Here is a 25607-nt window from a genome sequence, read left to right on the forward strand (position 1 = left end):
GTCGGGGCGGGGAAACTAGCCTGTAAACGTTGCAAACCGCGCGAATGCGCCGACCGGGAGATCCTGAATGACGCTCACCCGTTTCCTGCTCCGCCCGCTGGCCGTTCTGGGGCTGCTTGCCCTGGCCGGTGTTGCGCCGGCGGGGGAAAAGATCATCGTCTCGCACGGGTATACGCCGCTGGGCAGTCTGAAATACGCCTCGGATTTCATGCATTTAGATTACGTCAACCCTGACGCGCCAAAGGGGGGGGAGATCTCTGTCTGGGCGCCTGGCACATTCGACAGTTTCAATCCGTTCACCCGAAAGGGCCGGGCCGGGGCGCTGGCCAGCAGCAACATCGAACAGCTCATGGCCGATGTCGCGGATGAACCGGGCTCTTCCTACGGGCTGATCGCCGAGAGCCTCGAATACCCTGAAAGCGAGGACTGGGTGATTTTCAACCTCCGGCCCGAGGTCCGTTTTTCCGACGGGACGCCCGCCACGGCGGAGGATGTGAAGTTCACCTTCGACCTGCTGATGGAGCAGGCCCTGCCGTCTTTTCGCGCCGGGGTGGAGCCACTGGTCCATTCGCCGGAGGTTTTGGACCCGCATCGCGTGAAGTTCACATTCAAACCCGGAATCCCGCGCGAGGGGCTGATTTCACAGATGGGCGCATTGCCGGTGATGTCGAAGGCGTGGTTCGAGGAGACCGGCGCGCGGCTGGATGAAGGCAGCCTGACCCAGATCATGGGCACCGGGCCTTACGTCCTGGACAGTTATGACATCAACCGCCGTATCGTGTACAAGCGCGACCCGGATTATTGGGGCGCGGATCTGCCGGTGAACCGCGGGCGGTACAATTTCGACACCATCAGGGTGGAGTATTTCGCCGACACCATCGCCGCGCTGGAGGGGTTCAAGGGCGGGGCCTATACGTTCCGGCTGGAAAACAGTTCCAAGACCTGGGCGACGGGGTATGATTTCCCTGCGGTTTCGAAGGGGGCCGTGGTGAAAAAAGCCCTGCCCAAAGGCGATTTGCCCCCTGCGGCGGGATGGGTATTCAACCTCGCCCGGCCACAGTTTCAGGATTTGCGTGTGCGTGAGGCGATCACGCTGATGTACAATTTCGAATTCACCAACGAAACGCTGCAATACGGTCTGTTCAAGCAGCGCCACTCTTTCTGGGAAAACAGCGACCTCGCCGCCCGGGGTGTGCCCGAAGGCCGGGAACTGGAATTGCTTCAAGAGGTGCGCGACCTGATCGACCCGGCGCTGTTGAGCGCGCCGCCGGTGATGGCGCACAGCTCTGGCGCGCGCCAGCTGGACAGGCGCAACCTCCGCCGGGCCTCGGCCCTGCTGGATGAGGCCGGGTGGCTGGCGGGAGAAGACGGTCTGCGCCGCAACGGCGAAGGCCAGATCCTGCGGATGGAGTTTCTTGATGACAGCCCGGAGATGGAGCGCCTGACCCTGCCTTTCGTGGACAACCTGCGCCGCCTGGGGGTGGATGCGAGCTTCACCCGCGTGGACCCGTCGCAATTCACCAACCGCCGCCGCGACCGCGACTATGACATCATCTACAGCCAATACCTGACCGCCCGCGTGCCGGGGTTGGGGATGGCCCAGAGATTCGGTTCGGCCGATGCGGCCTACAGCCTGTTCAACCCTGCCGGTTTCGCGAACCCGGCGGCGGACAGGGTAATCCAGCGTCAGGTTGCCGCCAAAACGCAAGAGGAGTTCCGCGCCGCCTCGCGCGCGCTTGACCGTATCTTCCGGGCCGAGCGTTTCGTCATCCCCACCTGGTATACGGATCAGCACTGGGTCGTGTATTTCGACATGTACGACCATCCCGAAAACCTGCCGCCCTATGATTTGGGACATCTCGATTTCTGGTGGTATAACGCCGAAAAGGCAGAGCGGCTCCGCATGTCCGGGGCGTTGAGGTAACGCAGGCAGATACCAGATGGGCGCCTATATTCTCCGGCGACTTGCGCTGATCATTCCCACGCTTCTGGGAATCATGATCATCAATTTCACGCTGACCCAGTTCGTGCCCGGCGGCCCGATCGAACAGATCATCGCCCAGCTCGAAGGCGGCGGCGATGTGTTTCAGGGCTTTGCCGGGGGCGGATCGGACGTGGCTGCCTCCCCTTCGGGCGATGAAGCATATCTGGGCGCGCGCGGCCTGCCGCCGGAATTTATTGCCGACCTCGAACGCGAGTTCGGCTTTGACAAACCCCCGGTCGAGCGGTTCCTGAACATGATCTGGAATTACATGCGCTTCGATTTCGGAGAGAGCTACTTTCGTTCGGTCAGCGTGGTGGATCTGGTGCTGGAAAAGATGCCCGTTTCCATCACGCTCGGGCTTTGGTCGACACTGATCGCCTATCTGGTTTCGATTCCGCTGGGCATCCGCAAGGCGGTCAGGGAGGGAACGCCCTTCGATACCTGGACTTCGGGTGCGATCATCACCGCTTATGCCATTCCCGGCTTCCTGTTCGCGGTGCTCTTGCTGGTGATTTTCGCCGGCGGGTCCTATTTTCAGTGGTTTCCGTTGCGGGGGCTGACCTCGGACAATTTCGATCAGCTCAGCCTGTGGGGCAAGATCGCGGATTATTTCTGGCATATTACCCTGCCGGTGCTGGCCACGACGATTTCCAGCTTTGCAACGCTGACGCTGCTGACGAAGAATTCCTTCCTCGACGAAATCAAGAAGCAATATGTCATCACCGCGCGCGCCAAGGGACTGACGGAAGCGCGGGTTCTTTATGGTCATGTGTTCCGCAACGCGATGCTGATCGTGATCGCCGGGTTTCCGGCGATGTTCATCGGGGTGTTTTTCGGTGCCAGTATCATCATCGAGACGATTTTCTCACTCGACGGTCTTGGCCGGCTGGGGTTCGAGGCGGCGGTCGCCCGCGATTACCCCGTGATTTTCGCCACGCTTTACGTTTTCGGCCTGATCGGGCTTCTGGTCGGCCTGTTGTCGGACCTGATGTATGTACTGATCGATCCCCGGATCGATTTCGAGAGTCGGGAGACGTAACGATGGTCACGCTCTCGCCGCTCAATCAGCGTCGCTGGCGCAATTTCAAACGCAACAGGCGCGCCTTCTGGTCGCTGATCGTGTTTTCCCTGCTGTTCGGGGTGTCGCTTTTTGCCGAAATGCTGGCCAATGACAAACCGATCTACGTCAGCTACCGGGGTGAGCATTTCATTCCTGTCTACCGTTTCTACCCCGAAACCGCCTTTGGTGGCGACCTGCGCACCGAGGCCGTCTATCGCGATATCGAGGTACAATGCCTCATTGTCACCGGGGGCATGGATGCCTGCTGGGACGATCCCGAAGGGCTGATCGCAGACGCTGAGGACGGTGAGATAGACGGGCGGGAGATTCAGAAGGGCTGGATGCTCTGGCCGCCGATTCCCTACAGCTATGACACGGTGAACCAGATTGACGGGGCCGCGCCCTCGCCCCCGGACGGGCAGCACCTTCTGGGAACGGACGATACCGCGCGCGACGTACTGGCGCGGGTGATCTACGGTTTCCGGTTGTCGATCGTGTTTACCCTGATCGTCACTGGAATTGCCTCCACCATCGGGGTCATCGCCGGGGCGGTGCAGGGCTATTTCGGAGGCTGGGTGGATCTGGTATTCCAGAGGGTGATCGAGATCTGGACGTCAACACCACAGCTTTACGTCATCATCATCCTGTTTGCCATTTTGGGGCGCAGTTTCTGGCTGCTGGTGTTCCTGACGGCGCTGTTCGGCTGGCCGGCGCTGGTGGGCGTGGTCCGGGCGGAGTTCCTGCGCGCCCGCAATCTCGAATACGTGCGCGCGGCGCGGGCGCTGGGGGTATCAAGCCGGAAGATCATGTTCCGGCACATGCTGCCCAATGCCATGGTTGCCACGCTGACGATGCTGCCTTTTATCATCACCGGCACGATCGGTACGCTGGCCAGTCTGGATTTCCTCGGGTTCGGGTTGCCCTCTTCGGCGCCCTCGCTGGGGGAACTGACGCTTCAGGCCAAGCAGAACCTTCAGGCACCCTGGCTGGCCTTCACCGCGTTTTTCACTTTTGCGATCATGTTGTCGCTGCTGGTGTTCATCTTTGAAGGGGTGCGCGATGCGTTCGACCCCAGGAAGACCTTCCAATGACTGCGGTGCTGAAAGTCGAAAACCTTTCGGTCAGTTTCCGGCAGGACGGGCGGGACCATCCGGCGGTTCGCGGCGTCAGCTTTTCGGTCGGGCGGGGGGAAACCGTGGCGCTGGTGGGGGAATCCGGGTCGGGCAAGTCGGTGACGGCGCTGTCGACGGTGTCGCTGTTGCCGGGGTCGGCGACGGTGACGGGCTCGGTCACCTATGAGGGAGAAGAGATGGTCAATGCCTCGCAGGCCCGCCTGCGGTCCGTGCGTGGCAATGACATCAGCTTTATCTTCCAGGAACCGATGACATCGCTCAACCCGCTGCACACGGTGGAAAAGCAGTTGTCCGAAAGCCTGACCCTGCATCAGGGGGTGAAGGGCGCCGAAGCACGGGTGCGGGTGCTGGAGTTGTTGAACAAGGTCGGAATCCGTGATGCGGAAAGCCGTCTGGGCGCATATCCGCATCAGCTTTCAGGCGGGCAGCGCCAGCGGGTGATGATCGCCATGGCACTGGCAAACGGCCCGGACCTTCTGATCGCGGATGAGCCGACCACCGCGCTGGACGTGACGATCGAGGCGCAAATTCTCGACCTTCTGGCCGATCTCAAGCGTGATGAGAACATGAGCCTTCTGTTCATCACCCACGACCTGAACGTGGTGCGCCGCATTGCCGACAGGGTGTGCGTGATGAAAGACGGGGAAATCGTCGAAACCGGTCCCACGGCGCAGATATTTGCCGCCCCGCAGCACCCTTACACACAAAAGCTTTTGGCCGCCGAGGCCACCGGCGCCCCTGCCCCGGTTGCCCCGCGGGCGGAGGAGGTCGTGCGCACCGACGCGCTGCGCGTGTGGTTCCCGATTCAGCGTGGGTTGATGCGCCGCACCGTGGGGCATGTGAAGGCGGTGAACCAGGCCGACATCTCCGTACGTGCGGGGGAAACGCTGGGCATCGTCGGTGAAAGCGGCTCGGGGAAGACGACGCTGGCGCTGGCGATCATGCGGCTCATTTCATCCGAAGGGCGGATCCTGTATCAGGGGCGCGATATCCAGGGCTGGAAATCGCGTCAGCTGCGTCCGTTGCGGCGCGACATGCAGATTGTCTTTCAGGACCCTTATGGCAGTCTGAGCCCCCGCATGACGGTGGAGCAGATCGTCGCCGAGGGGCTGGGCGTACACGCGCTGCGAGGGGAAGTATCACAGCGCGAGGCGGTCGCGCAAATCCTGGCCGAGGTCGGCCTTCGCCCCGAGATGATGCACCGTTACCCGCATGAATTTTCCGGTGGTCAGCGTCAGCGCATTGCGGTGGCCCGCGCGATGATCCTGCGCCCCAGGCTGCTGGTTCTGGATGAGCCGACATCGGCGCTGGATATGACCGTGCAGGTGCAGATTGTCGACCTGTTGCGCAACCTGCAACGCAAATACGATCTGGCCTACCTGTTCATCAGCCATGATTTGCGTGTTGTACGGGCCCTCAGCCACAAGGTTGTGGTTATGAAGCAAGGCGATATCGTGGAGGCGGGGGCAGCAGGCGAAGTGTTCGAGGCCCCTCAAACCGACTACACACGGAAACTGATGCAGGCGGCCTTTGGAGCGCCCGAGGCATAGGGGGCAGATGCGCATTCTTTTTGTTCACCAGAATTTTCCCGGCCAGTTTCGCCACCTCGCGCCGACGATGGCGGCGCGCGGGCATGACTGCGTGGCCCTGACCCGGATGGAAAACAAACAGAAGCTGGGCTTGCCGTTTGCCAAGTACCGTTTCAAACACCGGCAGGTTACAGGCTGGGGGGGGGGCTATCACGAGTTTGCCGAGCGGGGTGCGGCTGCCGCACGGGCGGCCCGTGGGCTGCGTGACAAACACGGTTTTACACCCGATGTCATATTCGGCCACAGCGGATGGGGGGAGACCCTGTTCCTGCGTGAGGTCTGGCCTTCGGCCCGGCTGCTGAATTATGCCGAGTTCCTTTACCGCTCCGAGGGGCTGGATGCGGGGTTCGACCCTGAATTCCAGGGGGATACCCTTGAAGGCCGGATGCGTATCGTGGCCCGGCAAACGCACTTGATCCAGGGGCTGGCGCTGGCGGATGCGTCCCTGTCGCCCACGCAGTGGCAGGCAAACAGCTTTCCGGAACTGCTGCGTCGTCAGATCTCCGTGATCCACGACGGGGTAGATACTGAACGGGTACGCCCCGATCCGCAGGCGCGTTTTGCCTTGCCGGACGGACGCATGCTGACACCGGGGGATGAGGTGCTGACCTTCGTCAACCGTAACCTGGAGCCCTATCGCGGGTTTCACATTTTCATGCGGGCCCTTCCGGCGGTTTTGAAGGCACGGCCGGAGGCGCAAGTGGTGCTGATCGGCGGGCAGGAGCGTGGCTACGGGGCCACGCCCATCGGCGGAAAAAGCTGGAAACAGGTGTTGCTGCAAGAAGTCGGCGGGAGATTGGACCTCTCGCGGGTACATTTCGTGGGCCGGGTGCCCTATCCGCAATTCCTGTCCCTGATACAGGTCAGCCGGGTGCATGCGTACCTGACCTATCCGTTTGTTCTGTCCTGGTCGATGCTGGAGGCGATGAGTGCCGGGGCTTATGTGGTCGGATCCCGTACCGGGCCGGTGGAAGAAGTGATCGAGGACGGTTCGAACGGACGGCTGGTGGATTTCTTCGATGTCGACGGGTGGGCGCAGGCGCTGATCTCTGGGCTGGAAAATCCCCACCAGACCCGCCCCCTGCGCCAGGCCGCGCGGCGGACAATCCTTAACGCCTATGACCTGAAGTCGAAATGCCTGCCCCGGCTGATCGACTTTGTCGAAACAGCCGGGACATGAGCGATCAGATCGCGGAACTGTGTCCTGCTTTTGACAGGTCGTAGGCGTCGAACCCGCGGGCGATCATGCGGGTCAGCGGGCGGCCTTCCTCAACGATGGCAAACCCCTCGTTCGAAAGGTCGATGAAGCCGGGGAAGCCGTCGGCCACCTCCTGAAACATCTCGTTCAGCCTGGCCTTGGAAATGTCGAAAGTTTCGGTGATCTCGGCGGCGTCGATGCGGAAGTCGCACATCAGGGCTTCGATCATCCGGGCGCGCAGGTTGTCGTCTTCTGTGAAGGTATGGCCACGACCGGTTGCAAAACGCCCATCCCGGATACGGGCGGTATAATCAGACGTTCCCGACAGGTTCTGCGCGTAGCCCTGTGGAAATTTCGAGATCGAAGACGCCCCCAGCCCGATCAGTACCGGTGCGGTGTCGTCGGTGTAGCCCTGGAAGTTGCGGCGCAGCTTCCCGGCATCCAGCGCCACCGCCAGCCCGTCCTCGGCGCGGGCGAAGTGGTCGATCCCGATTTCGCGGTAATTGTCCCACAAGAACAGTTTTTTCGCGGTTTCGTAAAGCTTCAGCCGGGCCTCCGGTGTCGGCAGGGCGTCGGCGGGGATCATCGACTGGCGGCGGGCCATCCATGGGACATGGGCATAGCCGTAAAGCGCCACCCGATCCGGTGAGAGCGACAACAGCTTTTGCACGCTTTCGGCGATCCGCTCATTCGACTGGTGCGGCAGGCCGTAGAGGATGTCTGCATTGAGGCTGTCGATCCCGCGTGAGCGGATCAGGTCGACGGCGTCACGGGTGACGTCGTAACTCTGAATCCGCCCGATGACGGACTGGATCTGCGGGTCGAAATCCTGGATCCCGATCGAGGCGCGGTTCATTCCGGCGGCGGCCAGCACGTCAAGGCGGGCCTCGTCGATCTCATTGGGATCGATCTCGACGGAGAACTCACCGTCATCGTGCAGCGGCGCGGCGGAAAAGATGGTGTCCGCCAACTCGCGCATCATGTCGGGCGTCAGCAGGGTCGGCGTACCGCCCCCCCAATGCAGGCGCGACAGGGTCACGCCTTCGGGCAGGCGCCGGGCCAGCATCCCGATTTCCGCTTTCAGCGTATCGAGATAGGCGCGCACGGGTGCGTCAGAGCGGGTCCCCTGGGTCCGGCAGGCGCAGAACCAGCACAACCGGCGGCAGAACGGAACATGGATATACAATGATATCCGCGAGCCGGGCGCGATCTGGTCGATCCACCCGGTGAAGTCTCCGTCATCTACCGACGCGGAAAAATGGGGTGCCGTGGGATAGCTTGTGTATCTCGGCACGCGCGCGTCGAATAGACCGAGACGCGTGAGTTGCGATTCGGTGCTCATTGCCGTAGGTTTACCCTCGCCCGCGATCAGAACCTTGATCGAAGTCAAACTAGTAGGCGCCATGGTCCTGACAGAACCCCCCCTTACCCAGACGGATTGTGCCGAGTGCCCGATTCGCCATCGGGCCGTTTGCGCCCGGTGCGAACCCACGGAACTCGAACAGCTCGAGAGTATGAAATACTATCGCAGCTTCGAGGCCGGTCAGACCGTGATCTGGTCCGGCGACCGCATGGATTTCGTTGCCTCTGTGGTTGAGGGCATCGCCACGCTCAGCCAGACGATGGAGGATGGCCGGACCCAGATGGTCGGCCTGCTGCTGCCATCGGACTTTGTCGGCCGCCCGGGCCGGGAGGTGGCCGCCTATGACGTGATCGCCACGACATCGCTGACGATGTGCTGCTTCCGGCGCAAGCCGTTTGAGGGGCTGATGATCAAGACGCCGCATATCGGCCAGCGTTTGCTGGAGATGACGCTGGATGAACTGGATGCCGCACGGGAGTGGATGCTGCTTCTGGGGCGCAAAACCGCCCGCGAGAAGATTGCCAGCCTCCTGGTCATCATTGCCCGCCGGGATGCGGCCCTCAAGCAGGTCAACACCACCACCCGAATCGTCTTCGATCTGCCCCTGACGCGGGAAGCCATGGCCGATTACCTCGGTCTGACGCTGGAAACCGTCAGCCGTCAGATCTCGGCGCTCAAGCGCGACGGGGTGATCGTGCTGGAAGGCAAGCGCCATGTCACCATCCCCGACTTCGATCGCCTGCTTGGCGAAACCGGAGACGACGCCGACGGGGGCCCGCTGATCTGAGCAGGGCGCTTTGGTCGCAGGCCCGCCCGCGCGGGGCCGGTCAGGACCGGCATGTCTTTTCTTTTCGTCAAGAAAGTTTCACTGCGCGAATCGTTTCAAACGCTCGACGGGCACGCAATGCCCGGGCGTCTGAACGCGCCGGACCCCGCTGCGCCACGTTCAGGGTCACGGCAAGACCATCGCCATGCCTGAGAGGATGCGGGCCCACCGACGGCACTTTGCCCGGACAGAGCCGCGATTGACCTTGCCGCGCCCTGCCCCTAGGGTGGCCGTGTTGCAGGGGAGTCCCGCCCAGGGGACTGAGAGGCAGACGGTGCATCCGCACGGTGACGCGACCCTTTGAACCTGACCCAGTTGAGACTGGCGTAGGAAGCAGAAAGCCAAGGGCTCTTCCTGTCCGTTTTCACTGTGGGTCAACAGGTGGGAACCGCAAGGAGAAGCCCGATGACCACACCCATCCGAAAAATCTATGTTCCGGGGACGCTTTACCCGGATCTGCGCGTGCCTATGGCTGAAGTCCATGTCAGCGGAGAGGTCCCGCTGACGATGTACGACAGCTCCGGACCCTATACCGACCCGCAAGGCGGCACAGACGTGAACCGGGGATTGCCGCCGTTGCGGGCTTCGTGGATTGAGGGGCGCGGAGATACGGACCCTTATCCGGGGCGCACGGTGCTGCCGATCGATAACGGGTTTGCCGCGGGGGCGGCGCTCGCGCCTGAGTTCCCGCACCGCCGCGTGCCGCGCCGGGCACGGGCGGGGGCGGTGACGCAACTGGCGTATGCCCGCGCGGGCAGGATCACCCCGGAGATGGAGTTCGTCGCCATCCGTGAGGCTCAGCGGCGCGCCGCCGTCCGCCGTGATGGGACGCCTCCGGGCACGACCTCGCCAGGGGAGGTCACGCCGGAATTCGTTCGTGCCGAAATCGCCGCAGGCCGGGCGATACTGCCCGCCAACATCAACCACCCGGAACTGGAGCCGATGATTATCGGCCGTAATTTCCTTGTGAAGATCAACGCGAACATGGGGACTTCGGCGGTCACCTCCTCGATGGAAGAGGAGGTGGAAAAGATGGTCTGGGCTATTCGCTGGGGGGCCGATACCGTTATGGATCTGTCTACCGGGCGCAACATCCACACCACGCGGGAGTGGATCCTGCGCAACGCACCGGTGCCTGTCGGCACGGTGCCGCTCTATCAGGCGCTGGAAAAGGTCGGCGGTGTGGCCGAGGAACTGAGCTGGGACATCTTCCGCGACACGCTGATCGAACAGGCGGAGCAGGGGGTGGATTACTTCACCATCCATGCCGGGGTACGCCGCCACATGGTGCCGCTGACCGCGACCCGCGTGACCGGCATCGTCAGCCGGGGCGGCTCCATCATGGCGAAATGGTGCATCGAGCACGACCGTGAGAGTTTCCTTTACGATCGGTTCGAGGAGATCTGCGACATCTGCCGTACCTATGATGTGGCCTTCAGCCTGGGGGACGGGTTGCGTCCGGGGTCTATCGCCGATACCAACGATGCGGCCCAGTTCGCCGAGCTGGAAACGCTGGGGGAACTGACCCGGGTCGCCTGGGCGAAAGATTGCCAGGTGATGGTCGAGGGGCCAGGCCACGTGCCCATGCACAAGATCAGGGAGAACATGGACAAGCAGCTTGAGTGCTGCCACGAGGCGCCGTTCTATACCCTTGGTCCGCTGACCACGGATATCGCGCCGGGGTATGATCACATCACCAGTGCCATCGGCGCCGCGATGATCGGATGGTATGGCTGCGCGATGCTGTGTTACGTCACGCCGAAAGAGCATCTGGGCCTGCCGGACCGGGACGATGTGCGCACCGGCGTCATCACCTACAAGATTGCGGCCCATGCGGCGGATCTGGCCAAAGGGCACCCCGGTGCGCAGGCGCGCGACGATGCGCTTTCCCGGGCGCGGTTCGAGTTTCGCTGGGAGGATCAGTTCAACCTGTCGCTGGACCCGGATACCGCCCGTGCAATGCATGACGAGACTCTGCCCAAGGCGGCGCACAAGGCGGCGAAGTTCTGTTCGATGTGCGGGCCGAAATTCTGCTCGATGCGAATCTCGCAAGACATCCGGGATGCCGCCCGGCAGGCGGAACCGGCAGAGTAAGATCATAGGTGCCGCCGGGTGGCGGCACCGGCCCCTCAATGGGCCATCAGCACCGGAACTTCGGTATTTTCCAGCATGTGGCGGGTGGCCCCGCCCAGCAGCGCCTCCCGGAACCGGGAATGGCCGTAGGCCCCCATCACGATCATGTCGGCCTCGATGTCCTGGGCATGTCGGCGCAGCACGTCGGCCACCCGCGGCATGGTCTTCGCCAAGACCGAGATTTCCGTGCGCACCCCATGGCGCGACAACATCTGGGACAGCGCCCCGCCCGGATCCGACCGGTCCGGACCGTGCTGCGGCGGGTCGATCACCGCGATATTCACCGACTCGGCTGCCTGCAAGAGCGGCAGCGCCCGGCGAATCGCGGAAAGAGCCTCCGCGCTCTGGTTCCAGGCAATGATGATCTTGCGCCCGATGACGGCGGCATTCGCATCTTCGGGCATCACCAGCAGGGGGGCCTGACCGTCGAACATGACGGCCTCAACAGCGGCCTCGTCCTCGATTCCTCGGTGTTCGCCGTAAGGGCGGGGCATGACGACGATGTCAGAGAACCGTGCCCGCTGGGCCACGAGATGGCTGAGCCCGGCGATCTGGGCCACGGCGGCTTCCGCAGACCATTTCAGGGAATCGCGCTCCAGTCGCGTCTTGACGCCGGCTTCGATCCGGGTTGCGTCCTCCTGTGCCTTTTGCAGGGTTTCCTGCTGTATGAAGGCGTTGGCGCCAGCATAGTAATACCCCGTCTGGGTGCGGTCCACGCCCAGGCACAGCACATCGAGATGCGCATCCTCGCGCTGGGCCAGGGTTACCGCCGAGTCCAGCGCCGAATTCACAAGGTCGGTGTCGGTGATGATCGTCAGAATGGTCTTGTAAGCCAATGAATTGCTCCTTCCCCGTCAAACATGGGTCTGACGCAGCGTAGGCGTGCGAAGGCAGGTCAACCTTGATTTTAATCAAGCTGGAATTGTCCTAATCTTGACATGGATCAAGGCATATTTTTGCATACCGGTGGATACCGCCGGTATCTTTGGGAGAAGACCGGTTGAGTCGCCGGGGGAAGACAAAGGGAACATCATGTGGGACTATGTTAAGATCGCCGTTCTCGGCGTGATTGCGGTGTGTGCCGCGATCGCGGCGAACTACGCGCGCGACATGGCGTATCTCGTGCATGCGTTGATCGTCATGCTCGTGGCCGCCGGATTCTTCATTTACACACTGCGCCAGATGGATAAGCCCAGGCTTGCCCATGACGGCGAATACCTGGATGGGGTTATCCGGGCCGGTGTTATCGCAACCGCCTTCTGGGGGGTTGTGGGCTTTGCAGCCGGGACTTTCATCGCCAGTCAGCTGGCCTTCCCGTCGCTCAACTTCGAATGGGCGCAGGGGTACGCAAACTTCGGGCGGCTGCGGCCTCTGCACACTTCGGCAGTGATTTTTGCTTTTGGCGGCAACGCGCTGATCGCGACATCGTTCTACGTGGTGCAACGCACCTCGGCCGCGCGCCTTTGGGGCGGAAACGCGGCCTGGTTCGTGTTCTGGGGTTACAACCTTTTCATCATCCTGGCGGCGACCGGCTACCTCCTGGGGGCGACTCAGTCCAAGGAATATGCCGAGCCCGAGTGGTATGTGGACTGGTGGCTGACCGTCGTCTGGGTCGTTTACCTTGCGGTTTTCTTCGGCACTATTCTCAAGCGCAAGGAAAAGCACATCTACGTGGCGAACTGGTTCTACCTGTCGTTCATCGTGACGATCGCCATGCTGCATGTCGTTAACAACCTGTCGATTCCGGTGTCGCTGTTCGGCGCCAAGTCGGTGCAGGTCTTCGCCGGCGTCCAGGACGCCATGACCCAGTGGTGGTACGGCCATAACGCGGTCGGTTTCTTCCTGACCGCAGGCTTTCTTGGGATGATGTACTATTTCGTACCCAAGCAGGCGGAGCGCCCGGTCTACAGCTACAAGCTGTCGATCATCCATTTCTGGGCGCTGATCTTCCTGTACATCTGGGCCGGCCCGCACCACCTGCACTATACGGCGCTGCCCGACTGGGCCTCTACGCTGGGCATGGTGTTCTCGGTCATGCTGTGGATGCCCAGCTGGGGCGGCATGATCAACGGCCTGATGACGCTGTCCGGCGCTTGGGACAAGCTGCGCACCGACCCGGTCATCCGCATGATGGTGGTATCGGTCGGCTTCTACGGCATGTCCACCTTCGAAGGCCCGATGATGTCGATCAAGGCGGTCAACTCGCTGTCGCACTACACCGACTGGACGATCGGCCACGTGCATTCCGGCGCCCTTGGCTGGAACGGCATGATCACCTTCGGCGCACTTTATTTCCTGGCTCCGCGACTTTGGAACAAGGAGCGTCTTTACAGCCTGACACTGGTAAGCTGGCACTTCTGGCTGGCGACCATCGGCATCGTGCTCTATGCGGCGTCGATGTGGGTCACCGGCATAATGGAAGGCCTGATGTGGCGTGAGGTCGATGCCCAGGGTTTCCTGGTCAACAGCTTTGCCGACACCGTCAGCGCCAAGTACCCGATGTATGTCGTGCGTGCCATTGGCGGCGGGCTCTACGTCGCCGGGGGTGTGATCATGTGCTACAACCTGTGGAAAACCGCGACATCGGCCCCTGCCAAGAAGGCGGCGGCGGTTGCGGCCCCGGCTGAATAAGGAGCGCAGCAATGGGTATTCTTGACAAACACAAGATCCTTGAGAAGAACGCGTCGCTGCTGCTTGTCTTCAGCTTCCTGGTCGTGACGGTCGGCGGCCTGGTCGAGATCGCGCCGCTGTTCTACCTTGAAAATACCATCGAGGAAGTGGATGGTGTGCGGCCCTATTCGCCGATGGAACTGGCCGGGCGCGATGTTTACGTCCGTGAAGGCTGCTATGTCTGCCACAGCCAGATGATCCGCCCGATGCGGGATGAGGTCGAACGCTATGGCCATTACAGCCTTGCGGCGGAATCGATGTACGACCACCCCTTCCAATGGGGATCGAAGCGGACCGGGCCGGATCTGGCCCGTGTTGGCGGCCGCTACTCCGATGACTGGCAGGCCCAGCACCTGCGCGACCCGCAGTCTGTGGTGCCGGAATCGGTGATGCCCAAATATGCCTTTCTCGAGAATCGCATGATTGACGGCAAGTATATCGGTGACGTGATGCGCACCCATCGCCTTGTGGGCGTGCCCTATACCGACGAGATGCTGGAAAACGCCCAGGCGGATTTCCAGGCCCAGATCGACCCCTATGCCGATGGCGTGGACGGCCTGCTGGAGCGGTATCCGGGCGCTCAGGTGCGCAATTTCGACGGAAGTCCCGGGATTTCCGAAATGGATGCGTTGATCGCGTATCTGCAGATGCTTGGCACGCTGGTCGATTTCTCGACCTTCGAAGCTGACGCGAGCCGGTAAGGAGAGAGGTATGGATACCTACTCCGCCCTGCGCGCATTCGCCGATAGCTGGGCACTGCTGGCGTTGACGATGTTCTTCATCGGCGTTGTTGTCTGGGTGTTTCGCCCGGGCAGCACGCCGCAGCACCGCGACAGCGCCAACATCCCCTTCCGTCACGAAGACAAACCCGCCCGCACCGGAGGGCCTGATGCCAGCGGTGCGACTTCCAGCAAGGAGGCGCGGACATGAGCACGAAGATCAACAAAGATCCCGACCAGGTCGAGACGACCGGCCATAGCTGGGATGGAATCGAGGAGTTGAACAACCCCCTGCCGAGCTGGTGGTTGTGGAGCTTCTACGGATGTATCCTGTTTGCCCTGGTCTACAGCATTCTTTACCCGGCCTGGCCACTTCTGGACAAAGCCACCCCCGGTATTCTGGGTTATTCCACGCGGGCGGAGGTTGCAAAGGACATCCAGAAATTCGAAGACGCCAACGCCAACCTCGTCTCCCGTCTGGAAACGATCGATCTGGATATGGCGACCATCCGCGCCGACGAAGATCTCTACAATTACGCGGTTCAGGGCGGCGCAGCCGTGTTCCGGACCTGGTGCGCCCAGTGCCACGGCTCCGGCGCGGCGGGGGTTCAGGCCTCGGGCTATCCGAACCTGACCGACGACGACTGGCTTTGGGGCGGCGCTCTGGAAGACATCCACTACACGGTGACCAACGGCATTCGCAACGAGGACAATCCCGACGCGCGCTGGTCGCAGATGCCGGCCTTCGGTGCGGATGAACTGCTTTCCAACGAGGAAATCGGGCAGGTGGTTCAATATGTCCTGAAAATTTCGGGTCAGGAACATGATGCCGCATTGGCAACGCCGGGGGAAACGGTTTTCCTTGATAACTGTGCTGCCTGCCACATGGATGACGGCACCGGTGACCGCTATCAGGGCGCGCCCAATCTGACGGACGCAATCTGGCTGTATGGCGGCGATGCCGAAACGCTGACTGAAACAGTCAAGAATGCGCGTTTCGGTGTTATGCCGACGCATGTTGAACGCCTTTCGGAGGCGGAGCGTCGGGCGGTCGCGGTGTATGTGCATACCCGTGGTGGCGGCGAGTGACATCACAGCTTCCGGGGGCCGCATGGCCCCCGGCAGATGGCACCGGCCCCCATCCTGTTCGCGCGTTTCCACGGGGGTCGGTGTCCATAATCACCGATGCTCCGCCCCCCGTCCAGACCGCAACAGGAAAGAGTACTGGTCGCAGCGCATCGGGCGGTGCGGTTTTTCAGCCAAACCTATGTGATCCGTGCATGCCAGATGTGATCTGCGGCCGCTTTCCATTCTGAAATGCAAGGTTTACGTTTTGGAAAGTCAAGGACGCATGGGGTCGCACCTGCGTTCAAGCCGAACGGAGTGAGCGTGTGAGCTCTTCAGACCAGCCCCCCGACCGCCTTTACAGCGCCCGTGAGCCCATCTTCCCCCGCCGCGTTTCCGGCAGGTTCCGCAGTCTCAAGTGGTGGATCATGGGCGTCACGCTGGGTCTTTACTACCTGCTGCCCTGGATTCGCTGGGATCGCGGGTCAAACCTGCCGAACCAGGCGGTTCTGATCGACCTTGCAAACCGTCGCTTCTTCTTTTTTCAGATCGAGATCTGGCCGCATGAATTCTATTTCGTTGCCGGGCTGCTCATCATGGCGGGGCTGGGGCTTTTTCTGTTTACTTCGGCGCTGGGGCGGGTCTGGTGCGGCTATACATGCCCGCAGACCATCTGGACGGATCTTTTCATTCTGGCGGAACGCTGGATCGAGGGCGACCGCAACGCCCGTGTCCGCCTGTGGAATGCCAAGTGGGATTTCCGCAAATTCCGCCTGCGGAGCTTCAAGTATCTGGTCTGGCTTCTCATCGCGGTCAGCACCGGCGGCGCGTGGGTGTTTTATTTTGCCGATGCGCCGACGCTGCTTGTCGATCTGCTGACGCTGAGCGCGCATCCGGTGGCCTATTCGACGATTCTGGTTCTGACGCTGACCACGCTGATTTTCGGCGGCTTCATGCGTGAACAGGTCTGCGTCTACATGTGCCCCTGGCCACGTATCCAGGCGGCGCTGATGGATGAAGATACAATCACCATCGGCTACCGGGAATGGCGGGGCGAACCGCGCGGCAAGCATCGCAAGGCCGAGGGGGCCGAGAAGCTGGGCGATTGCATCGATTGCAGCGCCTGCGTGAACGTCTGCCCGATGGGAATCGATATTCGCGACGGGCAGCAGTTGGCCTGCATCACCTGTGCCCTTTGCATCGACGCCTGCGACGACGTCATGGAAAAGATCGGAAAGCCGCGCGGGTTGATCGATTACATGGCACTTTCCGACGAGGCGCGTGAGCGTGCCGGAGAGCCGGCAAAATCCGTCTGGAAGCACATTTTCCGGGTGCGAACCCTCCTTTACACCGCGCTTTGGGGGGCGGTGGGCATTGCGTTGCTGGCGGCTCTGTTCGCACGTTCTCCCATCGATATGACGGTGTCGCCGGTGCGCAACCCGATCTACACGCTGTTGTCGGATGGCTCGATCCGCAACACCTATGACGTGCGCGTTCGTAACATGCACGGTGAGGACACATCTTTCCGGATTTTCGTCGAGCCTGACAGCTACAGACTGGAAATCGAGGGTGCGGAGGGGGATCTCGTGACGGTCCCGGCGGACTCGACCGGCCTCCAGAGGGTGTATATCGTGGCCCCGGCGGGCAGCGAAGCGGCGACTTCGGTGCGGTCGGACCTGCGTATCTGGCTCCATGATCAGTCCGCCGATCTGAAGGCCTACACCGACACGGTGTTCAACGGGAAGATGAAATGAGCAACGAACTGACCGGGCGCAAGGTGCTGATCATCACCGTCTCCGCGTTTGCGGTGGTGATCGCCGTCAATCTGACGCTGGCGTTTCAGGCTGTCAGCACCTTCCCCGGTCTCGAGGTCAAGAACAGTTACGTCGCCAGCCAGGAGTTCGATGCCAATCGCGCCGCGCAACAGGCATTGGGCTGGCAGGTCGAGGCCGTTTACGACGGTGGCGTCCTTGCCCTGCGGATCAGTGAGCCCGATGGAACCGCAGCCCCCGTCACGGGGCTGGAGGTTGTGATCGGGCGTGCGACCCATGTGAAGGATGACCAGACGCCGAGCTTCACCTATGCCGATGGGCTTTTCCGAACGCCCCTCGACCTCGCGGCGGGTTACTGGAACCTGCGCCTTACCGCCCAGGGAGAGGACGGAGCCCTCTTCCGGCAGCGGATCGAACTCCTCGTGAGGAACGAGTCGTGACCAGCGTGGTGCGTCCCCGTCCGGCGGCATGCCCGGCCTGTGCCGTTGCGCCTGCCGCCGAGGAGATGGCCGGGGCCGCGCCCGGGGAGGCCCCGATTTTTCTGTCTTTGCCGACGATTCACTGTGCCGGGTGTATATCGGCGGTGGAACGCGGTCTTCACGCGACCCGGGGTGTGCGCGAGGCGCGGGTAAATCTGACGCTCAAGCGTGTCGCGGTGGCGGCCGATCCGGATGTGAGCGCCGAGGACCTTGTGCGGGTTCTGGACGGGCTGGGATACGAGGCCCATGAGCTCGACCCCGGCGTGATCGCGGCCACCGCCACCGACAAGGCAGGGCGGGACATCCTGATGCGCATTGCCGTATCGGGATTTGCGATGATGAACGTCATGCTGCTGTCCGTAGCCGTTTGGTCCGGGGCGACAGATGCCACGCGCGACATGTTCCACTGGATTTCGGCGGCTATTGCCCTGCCGACCATCGCCTTTGCGGCACAGCCCTTTTTCCGCAATGCACTGACCGCGCTGAGGGCCGGGCGGCTGAACATGGATGTCCCGATCTCGCTGGCGATCTTGCTGGCGGCGGGGATGTCGCTTTACGAAACCGCGCAGCACGGGCCGCATGCCTATTTCGATGCGGCCTTGTCGCTGACCTTTTTTTTGCTGTCCGGCCGTTACCTCGACCACCGTACCCGCGCTGTGGCGCGCTCGGCGGCGGAGGAACTGGCGGCGCTGGAGGTGCCCCGTGCCCTGCGCCTGACCGCGACGGGCGAGGAAACCGTGCCTGTCGCCCGGATTGCAGTGGGCGACCGGGTGCTGGTGAAGCCCGGCGCGCGGGTGCCGGTGGACGGTGTCGTGGCAGAGGGGCAAAGCGAGATCGACCGTTCGCTCCTGACCGGGGAAAGCCTGCCGGCCTATGCCGGGCCGGGCGATGCCCTGTGTGCGGGGGAGGTCAACCTTACCGGCCCGCTGACGGTCACCGTTACCGCCGCGGGTCGGGACAGTTCGCTGCATCGCATGGCGGACCTCGTCGCCGTGGCGGAAAGTTCGAAGAACCGCTATACTTCTCTGGCCGACCGGGCGGCGCGCATTTACGCGCCCGGCGTGCATCTGCTGGCACTTTTCGCCTTTGCTGCCTGGCTGTGGATCTCAGGTGGCGATGTGCGGCTGTCTCTCAACATTGCCGTGGCCGTTCTGATCATTACCTGTCCCTGCGCACTGGGCCTTGCGGTGCCGGCAGTCACGACCGCAGCATCCGGGCGCCTTTTCAGGCGCGGAATGCTGATCAAGGATGGCACCGCGCTGGAGCGGCTGGCCGAGGTCGACACGGTCGTATTCGACAAGACCGGGACCTTGACCCTCGGCAGCCCGGAGCCCACGAATATCGGCGAACATCCTCGCCGTGACCTCGAAATCGCTCTGGCAATGGCGGCGCAATCCGGACACCCGCTGGCCCGTGCCCTGGCCGGGGCTGCCCGCAAGGCCGGTATCAGGCCCGCGCGGGTAAGCGACCTGCAAGAGGTTCCGGGTTACGGCGTGCAGGGCCGCCTGGGCGGGGAGGAGATCCGCTTTGGCCGTGCCGCGTGGATGGGGGCGGAGCCCGGCCCGGAGACCGCGACGTGGCTGCGCGTCGGGGCTGCCGCTCCGGTCGAGTTTACCTTCGCCGACCGTCTGCGCCCCGGCGCGGAGCAAGCTGTGGCAAAGCTCAAGGCGCAGGGAATGACGATCCGTTTGCTGTCCGGAGATGCGCCGGGGCCGGTGGCCGGGCTGGCCGCGCGGTTGGGGATCGACGACTGGCAGGCCGAGGCCCTGCCTGCCGGCAAAGCCGCCACCGTTCAGGCGATATCCGACAGCGGGGCGCGGGTTCTGATGGTGGGGGATGGGCTGAACGATACCGCCGCGCTGGCTGCCGCGCATGTGTCCGTCTCACCGGCGACGGCACTGGATGCCGCACGGGTGGCATCCGATATCGTGTTGCTGGGGAAAGACCTGGAGCCGTTGGCCGAAGCGGTCACGACCGCCCGGAAGGCCACCCGCCGTATCCGTGAAAACTTTGCAATTTCGGCAATTTACAACCTTGTTGCCGTGCCGGTCGCTCTGATCGGGCTGGCCACGCCGCTGGCCGCTGCGCTGGCGATGTCGGCCTCATCGATCACGGTGTCGCTGAATGCGCTCAGACTGAGGTGACGAGATGGAGATGCTGGTTTATCTGATTCCGATCTCTCTGTTTCTTGGCGGGCTGGGTCTGGCGGCTTTTTTCTGGGCCCTCAGGAGCCGCCAGTTCGATGATCCGGAGGGCGATGCGAACCGTATCCTCACCACCGATTGGGACGACCACCCAAAGCCCTGATTTTCAGGACGGGCTGAGCAGGTTGCACCTTTCCCCGCGGGCCTTGAGACGGTTGCAGGCTTGCTGGGCCTCGCCCTCGGTCATGCCGACGAAGTTCGCCTCAAATCCGCGGGGGTTTTGAACGACCTTGCGCAGCGCCTGATCCAGCGTGCCGATCTCGCTGAGCGCGGTTTGAAGGAGAACCCGTTCCGCCTTGTAGCGAGAGGTGTAACGACCCACGTTTATACCCCAATGGCGCCCGCTGGATGAGGACAGGCGGGTGACGATCTCTTGTCCGGTATCGACTGCACCGGCCTGGTGTACGGGCGTCGCTTCCGCCAGTCTTTCCGCTTCCGGCCTGGGGCGCGGCGCGATGCGTGTGACGGGGGCGGTTTGCGGGGGGGCGGAAGGCTTTGTCCGGACTTCCGTGGATTCCGGGGGGGCGGTTTCGGCAACTGGCAAAGCCGCTGCCGGGCGCGGCGCCGGGGGTGTTGCCGCAAGGTTTGCGAGGGTCATCCTGGCCTGTGTATCCGCCACCGCACGGCTGGCGCCTTCGGCAATCGAGGCAAGCAGCGTTTCCGGCAGGTGTTCCTCCACCCGCGTTGGTCGGGGCGATGGCCGGGGCGATGGCCGGGGCGAGCGGCCCACGGCCGCGACGATCTTCGGAGCCGCCGCCGCCGCGACCCGGCCATAGGCCGGCCGGGCGGGCTTGCGGAGTGCGACACGGCTGGGCGCGCGGCTGAATCCCATGTCCAGAAGTTCGGCTACGCGGGCATTGCGGGTAACGGTGGAGCGTCCGCCGAATACCGTTGCGATGATACGTTCGTTGCCCCGTTCCGCGGAGGCGACGAGATTGAAGCCTGCGGCCTGAGTATACCCGGTCTTGATGCCGTCCGCGCCGCGGTAGCTGCTGAGCAGGCGACGGTTGGTATTGTTGACCGTACGCACGCCGGCATCGGTCTTGATGCGGGAGAACAGGTTGTAATAGTCCGGGTAATCGTAAAACAGGTGTCGGCCCAAAGTGGTCATGTCGCGTGCAGTGGACAGGTGACCCGATTGTGTCAGGCCATGGGGGTTCTTGAAGGTGGTACGATCCATGCCCAGGGCCCGGGCGGTCCGGTTCATACGACGGACGAACGCGGCTTCGCTGCCGCTGATGGCTTCGGCAATGGCGGTGGCGGCGTCATTGGCCGACTTCACGGCCGCCGCGCGGATAAGGTAGCGCAGCTTGATGCGTTGCCCGGCGCGCAGGCCCAGTTTCGAAGGCGGCTTTGACGCGGCATAGGAAGAAATCTTCACGGTGTCGTTCAGGGAAATTTCACCATGTTCCACCGCTTCGAAGGCGATGTAGAGCGTCATCATCTTGGTCAGGGAGGCCGGGTGCAGCCGGGTATCGGCGTTGCGCGCATGCAGGACCTTCCCGTCGCGCGCGTCGATCACCACGGCGGCGTAGGGGGCCGCGCCGGCCATCGGGATCCAAACGGGAGACACCGCGCCAAGTACGGCGCACAACATGACGTAACGGAAAGCCCGCCCGATGCGTTCCATGATTTCTGCCTTTTCCTGCCTCAAGCCGCCGGTATTTTTATAATGGCGGTCTCTGATGATCCTAACACAGTGTACACGCCCTTAAAACATCTTATTTTCAAGGGCTTTTGGGCGGTTTTTCAGGTGGGCACATCTTGGGGTAAGGGGGGTGTGGCGACACCAGATATCAACAAAGCCGGTCAATCAGCGTGGGTAGCGTGGCAAGGTCGGGCAGTTCCCGAAACCGGGCGTGGCCCGTGGGCGGTGCGGATTTTTCAAGATCCCAGGTCAGGGTATGGGGGATGAACACACCCCATGCGCCGGCCTCGATCGCCGGCAGCACGTCCGAGCGTATGGAGTTGCCCACCATCATCGCCTGTTGCGGGCCCTCACCGTGACGGGTGAAGATTTCGACATAGCGCGGTGCTGTTTTGTCGGAGACGATTTCGACCCCGTGGAACAGATCTCCCAGACCCGACTGGGCCAGTTTGCGCTCCTGGTCCAGCAGGTCCCCCTTGGTGATGAGAAGAATGCGATAGCGGGGTGCCAGCGCCTCCACAGCCTCGCGCGCATGGGGAAGCAGTTCGATCGGATGGCTCAGCATTTCCTGCCCGGCGCGCAACAGTTCGTGGATCACCGCGGCCGAAACCCGCTCCCCGGTGACCTCGATGGCGGTTTCGATCATCGACAGCATGAAGCCCTTGATGCCAAACCCGTAATGGCCAAGGTTGCGCCGCTCGGCCTCCAGCAGACGGGCGTGCAGGTGATCGCGATCGGTATAGTCGGCCAGCAGGTCTGCGAATCTGTCCTGCGTCAGGCGGAAGAACTGTTCGTTTTGCCAGAGCGTGTCATCCGCGTCGAAGGCGATCGTGGTCAAAGGGGGCGACATTCGTTCCTCATAACAGCGTATCGGACACACCAGACCTTTTCACGGTCCGCCCGCCGAATATATAAGGAGTCAAATCCAGCAGACGAGAAAATTCCCGAGAGGCCCGCTTTGACCCTTGCGCCCCACCTTATGACCGGCCGAGAGGGCAAGCCAGACGACCAAACCGGCGTCATCACCAAAACGCGCCCCAAAACTCAACGTCCGCCGCTTTACAAGGTCTTGCTGCTCAATGACGATTACACCCCGATGGAGTTCGTCGTGCATGTGCTGGAGCGGTTCTTCGGCATGACTCATGCGCAGGCATTCGAAGTGATGCTGACCGTTCACAAGAAAGGTGTCGCCGTGGTGGGTGTGTTTCCTTTCGAGGTGGCGGAAACCAAGGTTGCACAGGTGATGGATTTCGCCCGCCGCCATCAGCATCCGTTGCAATGCACTATGGAAAAGGAGTAGGCGCAGCCCCGCATGCGACGCTCAAGACTTTCCCACGCGCTGGCGGATGGTGCGGTTTCGCTGCCCGATGCTGGCGATATCGCCGTGATCGGCGCGCCTGCCGGGGCGGATCTTTCGGATCTGCCGAAGGCACGGGTGCGGCTGGTACAGGGCGCGCGCCCCGACCATGACGCCTGGGCAGCACAAGGGTTTGACGTATCGCCCGCTCTGCCCGAAAGCGCGGGTGCGGCGGTGGTCTTCGTGCCGCGGGCCAAGGATCTGGCGCGCGCCCGCGTGGCGCAGGCCGTGGTCCTGACCGGCGGTGGCCCGGTGATCGTGAACGGGCAGAAAACCGACGGGGTGGACAGTTTGTTCAAGGCCCTGCGGGCACGGGGCACGGTCAGTGCCGCCGTGGCGCAGGAACATGGTAAATGCTTTGCCTTTTCCGCCACTCCCGAAGCCCTCGCAGACTGGTTGCCTGTACGGCGCACTGTCGCGGGCGGATTTGTTACCGCGCCGGGGGTATTCTCCGCCGATGGACCGGATCGGGCTTCGGCGTTGCTGGCCGATTCCGTGGGGCGTCTTTCGGGGCGGGTGGCGGATCTCGGCGCGGGGTGGGGCTACCTCGCGGCCCGGGTGCTGGAGGCGCAGCCCGCCATCACCGCGCTGGATTTGGTGGAGGCCGATTTCGATGCCCTTTCCTGTGCCCGCGACAACGTGAAAGATCCGCGCGCCGCCTTCCACTGGGCCGATGTCTCCCGTTTTGATGGCCTTGGGTGCAACGCGGTGCTGACCAATCCGCCGTTTCATGCCGGGCGCGCCGCCGACCCGTCCCTGGGGGTGGCATTTCTCAGAACTGCCGCGCGGCTTCTTGTCCCTTCCGGTCAGCTTTGGCTGGTGGCGAACCGACACCTGCCCTATGAACGCGACCTTGCGGCGCAGTTCCAAACCGTCAGCGAGGAAGGCGGCGATTCAGGTTTCAAGGTCCTGCTCGCGCAGCGGCCCAAAACCGTTCGCCGCGGGCGTTGAAGCCGCATAAGCTGCAAACCAACAGCAAGGAGCACAGCGATGACCTTCTCGATAGCCGGCAAGACCGCGATCGTCACCGGCGCGGCCAACGGGGTGGGGCTTGCCATTGCGCGGCACTTCGCGGCCCAGGGCGCGAATGTGATGTTTGCGGATATGGACGAGACGCGGCTTGTCGACGAGTTGGGCAAGGAGGCGGAGGCCGAGGGCAATGCCCGCTACTTCGCCGGGGATTTGCGGGAGCGACTGGCCGTGGCGAACCTGCTGTCGGCGACGCTGGATGCGTTTGAACGGATCGACATCCTCGTCAATGCCAGTCGTCAGCTTGCCCCGTCCGACCCTTTGGATCCGGATGGCGACTCGGTGGAAATGCTGCTTCAGCAAAATCTGATGGCCAGCTTGCGCCTGAGCCAATGCGTCGCCAGGCGGATGATCAAGCAGGCCGACGAGGACAAGCCCGATGAGGGCGGTTGTGCCGGAGCCATCGTGAACCTGTCATCCATTGCGGCGCGGCGAACGCACCCGGCCCTGCTGGGCTATTCGGTTTCCACCGCCGCGCTGGATCAGATGACGCGGTCGTTGGCGGTCGCACTGGCGCCGCACCGGATTCGTGTAAATGCGGTGGCGTTTGGCTCTGTCCTGTCGGCCAGCCTCAAGGAAATTCTTCAGGACAACACCGAATACCGCAACGACATCCGGAACCACACCCCGCTTGGCCGCATCGCGCGCCCGGACGAGGTTGCAGAGGCGGTGCAGTTCCTTGCCTCGGACGGGGCACAGTTCATGACCGGGCAAATCATGACCGTTGATGGTGGGCGCACGCTGCTGGACCCTGTCAGCGCGCCGGCGCACTGACAGGGTAGAGCGCCTTGCACTGATCCAGCGCGCGGACGCTGCGCTGGGCCAGTTCGGCGCGTTTGAGCTTCATTTCCCTGAGCTTGCGGCGTTCGGCCGACAGATCGACGGCAACCGGGCGCAGCCGGGTGCGCAGTTCGGTACTGTTGCAGAAGGTGGCATAGCGGTGATGGCGGTGGCGGTGGCGGTGCCAGCTGTTGCCATAACACATCCGAAGCCGCGGGGTGGCATAGGTTTCCCGCTGGAGCCCATAGCCCCGCTGAAGTGTCAGTTCACTTTCCACGATCAGCCTGTCCATGATTGTCAGGTCGCGTACGGCGTCGCGGTCGCATGCCTGGCGGGGCGTTGCACAGGCCGCAAGAGCGAGAATCAGTCCAAGAAGGGCAAGCCGGGTCATCTGTTCCTCCCCTGGTATCAGGATATCACCGAATGTCCCCCAAGCCAACGTTGCGACCGGGACTGTTGCATTAACCGCGCTATTTGGCGGCCTTCCTGCTTTTTGCGGTCGATCATGGCGCGTCAGTCACCGTTCAAGCATCACCGTTTTCCGCGTGACATCATACTTTGCGCGGTGCGGTGGTATCTGCGCTTCCCGCTGTCCTTC

23 protein-coding genes, 1 pseudogene and 1 riboswitch are annotated in these 25607 nt (G+C 62.7%); of the genes and pseudogenes, 19 read left to right on the plus strand and 5 right to left on the minus strand.

Features of this window, described 5'->3' with window-relative positions; genetic code table 11:
• The first annotated feature begins 67 nt into the window (after positions 1-67).
• From C8N32_RS12625 to C8N32_RS12645, 5 genes are read left to right on the plus strand one after another with little or no spacing between them, the layout of a single operon-like run.
• Positions 68-1924, plus strand: coding sequence for an extracellular solute-binding protein (locus C8N32_RS12625; protein ID WP_107893343.1), 1857 nt, complete (start codon positions 68-70; stop codon positions 1922-1924).
• 16 nt (positions 1925-1940) lie between these two features.
• Positions 1941-3023 (plus strand): microcin C ABC transporter permease YejB, encoded by a 1083-nt coding sequence (locus C8N32_RS12630; RefSeq protein WP_107893344.1) that lies wholly within the window; start codon positions 1941-1943, stop codon positions 3021-3023.
• Positions 3024-3025: 2 nt separating this feature from the next.
• Positions 3026-4135, plus strand: coding sequence for an ABC transporter permease (locus C8N32_RS12635; RefSeq protein WP_107893345.1), 1110 nt, complete (start codon positions 3026-3028; stop codon positions 4133-4135).
• Complete coding sequence (locus C8N32_RS12640; protein WP_107893346.1) at positions 4132-5727, plus strand: ABC transporter ATP-binding protein; 1596 nt, start codon at positions 4132-4134, stop codon at positions 5725-5727. The genes C8N32_RS12635 and C8N32_RS12640 overlap by 4 nt, the downstream gene beginning before the upstream one ends.
• 7 nt (positions 5728-5734) lie before the next feature.
• Positions 5735-6946, plus strand: coding sequence for a glycosyltransferase (locus tag C8N32_RS12645; RefSeq protein WP_107893347.1), 1212 nt, complete (start codon positions 5735-5737; stop codon positions 6944-6946).
• A 4-nt stretch (positions 6947-6950) separates the two neighbouring features.
• On the opposite strand, the gene hemN is transcribed toward C8N32_RS12645, so the two are convergent.
• Positions 6951-8306: an oxygen-independent coproporphyrinogen III oxidase gene (gene hemN / locus C8N32_RS12650; RefSeq protein WP_107893348.1), complete on the minus strand. Its 1356-nt coding sequence runs from the start codon at positions 8304-8306 to the stop codon at positions 6951-6953.
• Between the two features lie 61 nt (positions 8307-8367).
• Here hemN and fnrL point away from each other — a divergent pair, with 61 nt between their 5' ends.
• Together fnrL and thiC are read left to right on the plus strand one after the other, a co-directional pair.
• Positions 8368-9114: a transcriptional regulator FnrL gene (fnrL, locus tag C8N32_RS12655; RefSeq protein WP_107893349.1), complete on the plus strand. Its 747-nt coding sequence runs from the start codon at positions 8368-8370 to the stop codon at positions 9112-9114.
• A 268-nt stretch (positions 9115-9382) separates the two neighbouring features.
• Positions 9383-9503: riboswitch (TPP riboswitch) on the plus strand.
• Positions 9504-9558: 55 nt separating this feature from the next.
• On the plus strand, positions 9559-11247 hold the full coding sequence (gene thiC / locus C8N32_RS12660; protein WP_107893350.1) for a phosphomethylpyrimidine synthase ThiC: 1689 nt from the start codon (positions 9559-9561) through the stop codon (positions 11245-11247).
• Positions 11248-11282: 35 nt separating this feature from the next.
• Here thiC and C8N32_RS12665 read toward each other — a convergent pair whose 3' ends face one another.
• Positions 11283-12122, minus strand: coding sequence for a universal stress protein (locus tag C8N32_RS12665; protein WP_107893351.1), 840 nt, complete (start codon positions 12120-12122; stop codon positions 11283-11285).
• Between the two features lie 196 nt (positions 12123-12318).
• On the opposite strand from C8N32_RS12665, the gene ccoN reads away from it, so the two are divergent.
• From ccoN to ccoS, 8 genes are all read left to right on the plus strand, one after another.
• Positions 12319-13917 (plus strand): cytochrome-c oxidase, cbb3-type subunit I, encoded by a 1599-nt coding sequence (gene ccoN / locus C8N32_RS12670; RefSeq protein WP_107893352.1) that lies wholly within the window; start codon positions 12319-12321, stop codon positions 13915-13917.
• Between the two features lie 11 nt (positions 13918-13928).
• Complete coding sequence (gene ccoO, locus C8N32_RS12675; protein WP_107893353.1) at positions 13929-14657, plus strand: cytochrome-c oxidase, cbb3-type subunit II; 729 nt, start codon at positions 13929-13931, stop codon at positions 14655-14657.
• Between the two features lie 10 nt (positions 14658-14667).
• Positions 14668-14886 carry a cbb3-type cytochrome c oxidase subunit 3 gene (locus tag C8N32_RS12680; RefSeq protein WP_107893354.1) on the plus strand — a complete coding sequence of 73 codons (219 nt, stop codon included), beginning with the start codon at positions 14668-14670 and terminating at the stop codon, positions 14884-14886.
• Positions 14883-15764, plus strand: coding sequence for a cytochrome-c oxidase, cbb3-type subunit III (ccoP, locus tag C8N32_RS12685; RefSeq protein WP_107893355.1), 882 nt, complete (start codon positions 14883-14885; stop codon positions 15762-15764). Before C8N32_RS12680 ends, ccoP begins: the two co-directional genes overlap by 4 nt.
• A gap of 302 nt (positions 15765-16066) precedes the next feature.
• Positions 16067-17494, plus strand: a complete 1428-nt coding sequence (gene ccoG, locus C8N32_RS12690; RefSeq protein WP_107893356.1) for a cytochrome c oxidase accessory protein CcoG — start codon at positions 16067-16069, stop codon at positions 17492-17494.
• Entirely contained in the window at positions 17491-17952 is a 462-nt protein-coding gene (locus tag C8N32_RS12695; protein WP_107893357.1) for a FixH family protein, read from the plus strand. Before ccoG ends, C8N32_RS12695 begins: the two co-directional genes overlap by 4 nt.
• Positions 17949-20135 carry a heavy metal translocating P-type ATPase gene (locus C8N32_RS12700; protein WP_170106805.1) on the plus strand — a complete coding sequence of 729 codons (2187 nt, stop codon included), beginning with the start codon at positions 17949-17951 and terminating at the stop codon, positions 20133-20135. The genes C8N32_RS12695 and C8N32_RS12700 overlap by 4 nt, the downstream gene beginning before the upstream one ends.
• 4 nt (positions 20136-20139) lie before the next feature.
• The gene (gene ccoS / locus C8N32_RS12705) at positions 20140-20298 is read left to right on the plus strand and encodes a cbb3-type cytochrome oxidase assembly protein CcoS (RefSeq protein WP_107893358.1); all 159 of its coding nucleotides are present in this window, start codon (positions 20140-20142) and stop codon (positions 20296-20298) included.
• A 3-nt stretch (positions 20299-20301) separates the two neighbouring features.
• Here the strand turns inward: ccoS and C8N32_RS12710 are convergent, their stop codons facing one another.
• A complete protein-coding gene (locus C8N32_RS12710) occupies positions 20302-21825 on the minus strand; it encodes a D-alanyl-D-alanine carboxypeptidase family protein (RefSeq protein ID WP_107893359.1) in 1524 nt (507 codons plus the stop codon).
• A 166-nt stretch (positions 21826-21991) separates the two neighbouring features.
• The gene (locus C8N32_RS12715) at positions 21992-22693 is read right to left on the minus strand and encodes an HAD family hydrolase (protein ID WP_107893360.1); all 702 of its coding nucleotides are present in this window, start codon (positions 22691-22693) and stop codon (positions 21992-21994) included.
• Positions 22694-22822: 129 nt separating this feature from the next.
• Between C8N32_RS12715 and clpS the strand changes: the two genes are divergently transcribed.
• Genes clpS through C8N32_RS12730 form a run of 3 tightly spaced genes read left to right on the plus strand, consistent with a single transcriptional unit; the run spans position 22823 to position 25003 of the window.
• Complete coding sequence (clpS, locus tag C8N32_RS12720) at positions 22823-23143, plus strand: ATP-dependent Clp protease adapter ClpS (protein ID WP_170106806.1); 321 nt, start codon at positions 22823-22825, stop codon at positions 23141-23143.
• A gap of 12 nt (positions 23144-23155) precedes the next feature.
• Positions 23156-24151, plus strand: coding sequence for a class I SAM-dependent methyltransferase (locus tag C8N32_RS12725; RefSeq protein ID WP_107893362.1), 996 nt, complete (start codon positions 23156-23158; stop codon positions 24149-24151).
• 39 nt (positions 24152-24190) lie between these two features.
• Entirely contained in the window at positions 24191-25003 is an 813-nt protein-coding gene (locus C8N32_RS12730; protein ID WP_107893363.1) for an SDR family NAD(P)-dependent oxidoreductase, read from the plus strand.
• On the opposite strand, the gene C8N32_RS12735 is transcribed toward C8N32_RS12730, so the two are convergent.
• Complete coding sequence (locus tag C8N32_RS12735; RefSeq protein WP_107893364.1) at positions 24984-25400, minus strand: hypothetical protein; 417 nt, start codon at positions 25398-25400, stop codon at positions 24984-24986. The two genes, C8N32_RS12730 and C8N32_RS12735, sit on opposite strands and share 20 nt — an antisense overlap.
• A 114-nt stretch (positions 25401-25514) precedes the next feature.
• Here C8N32_RS12735 and C8N32_RS15570 point away from each other — a divergent pair.
• Positions 25515-25607 (plus strand): annotated as a pseudogene (locus tag C8N32_RS15570) (IS6 family transposase); the annotation flags it as partial.

Source organism: Rhodovulum imhoffii (assembly GCF_003046545.1).
Taxonomy (GTDB): Bacteria; Pseudomonadota; Alphaproteobacteria; order Rhodobacterales; family Rhodobacteraceae; genus Rhodovulum; species Rhodovulum imhoffii.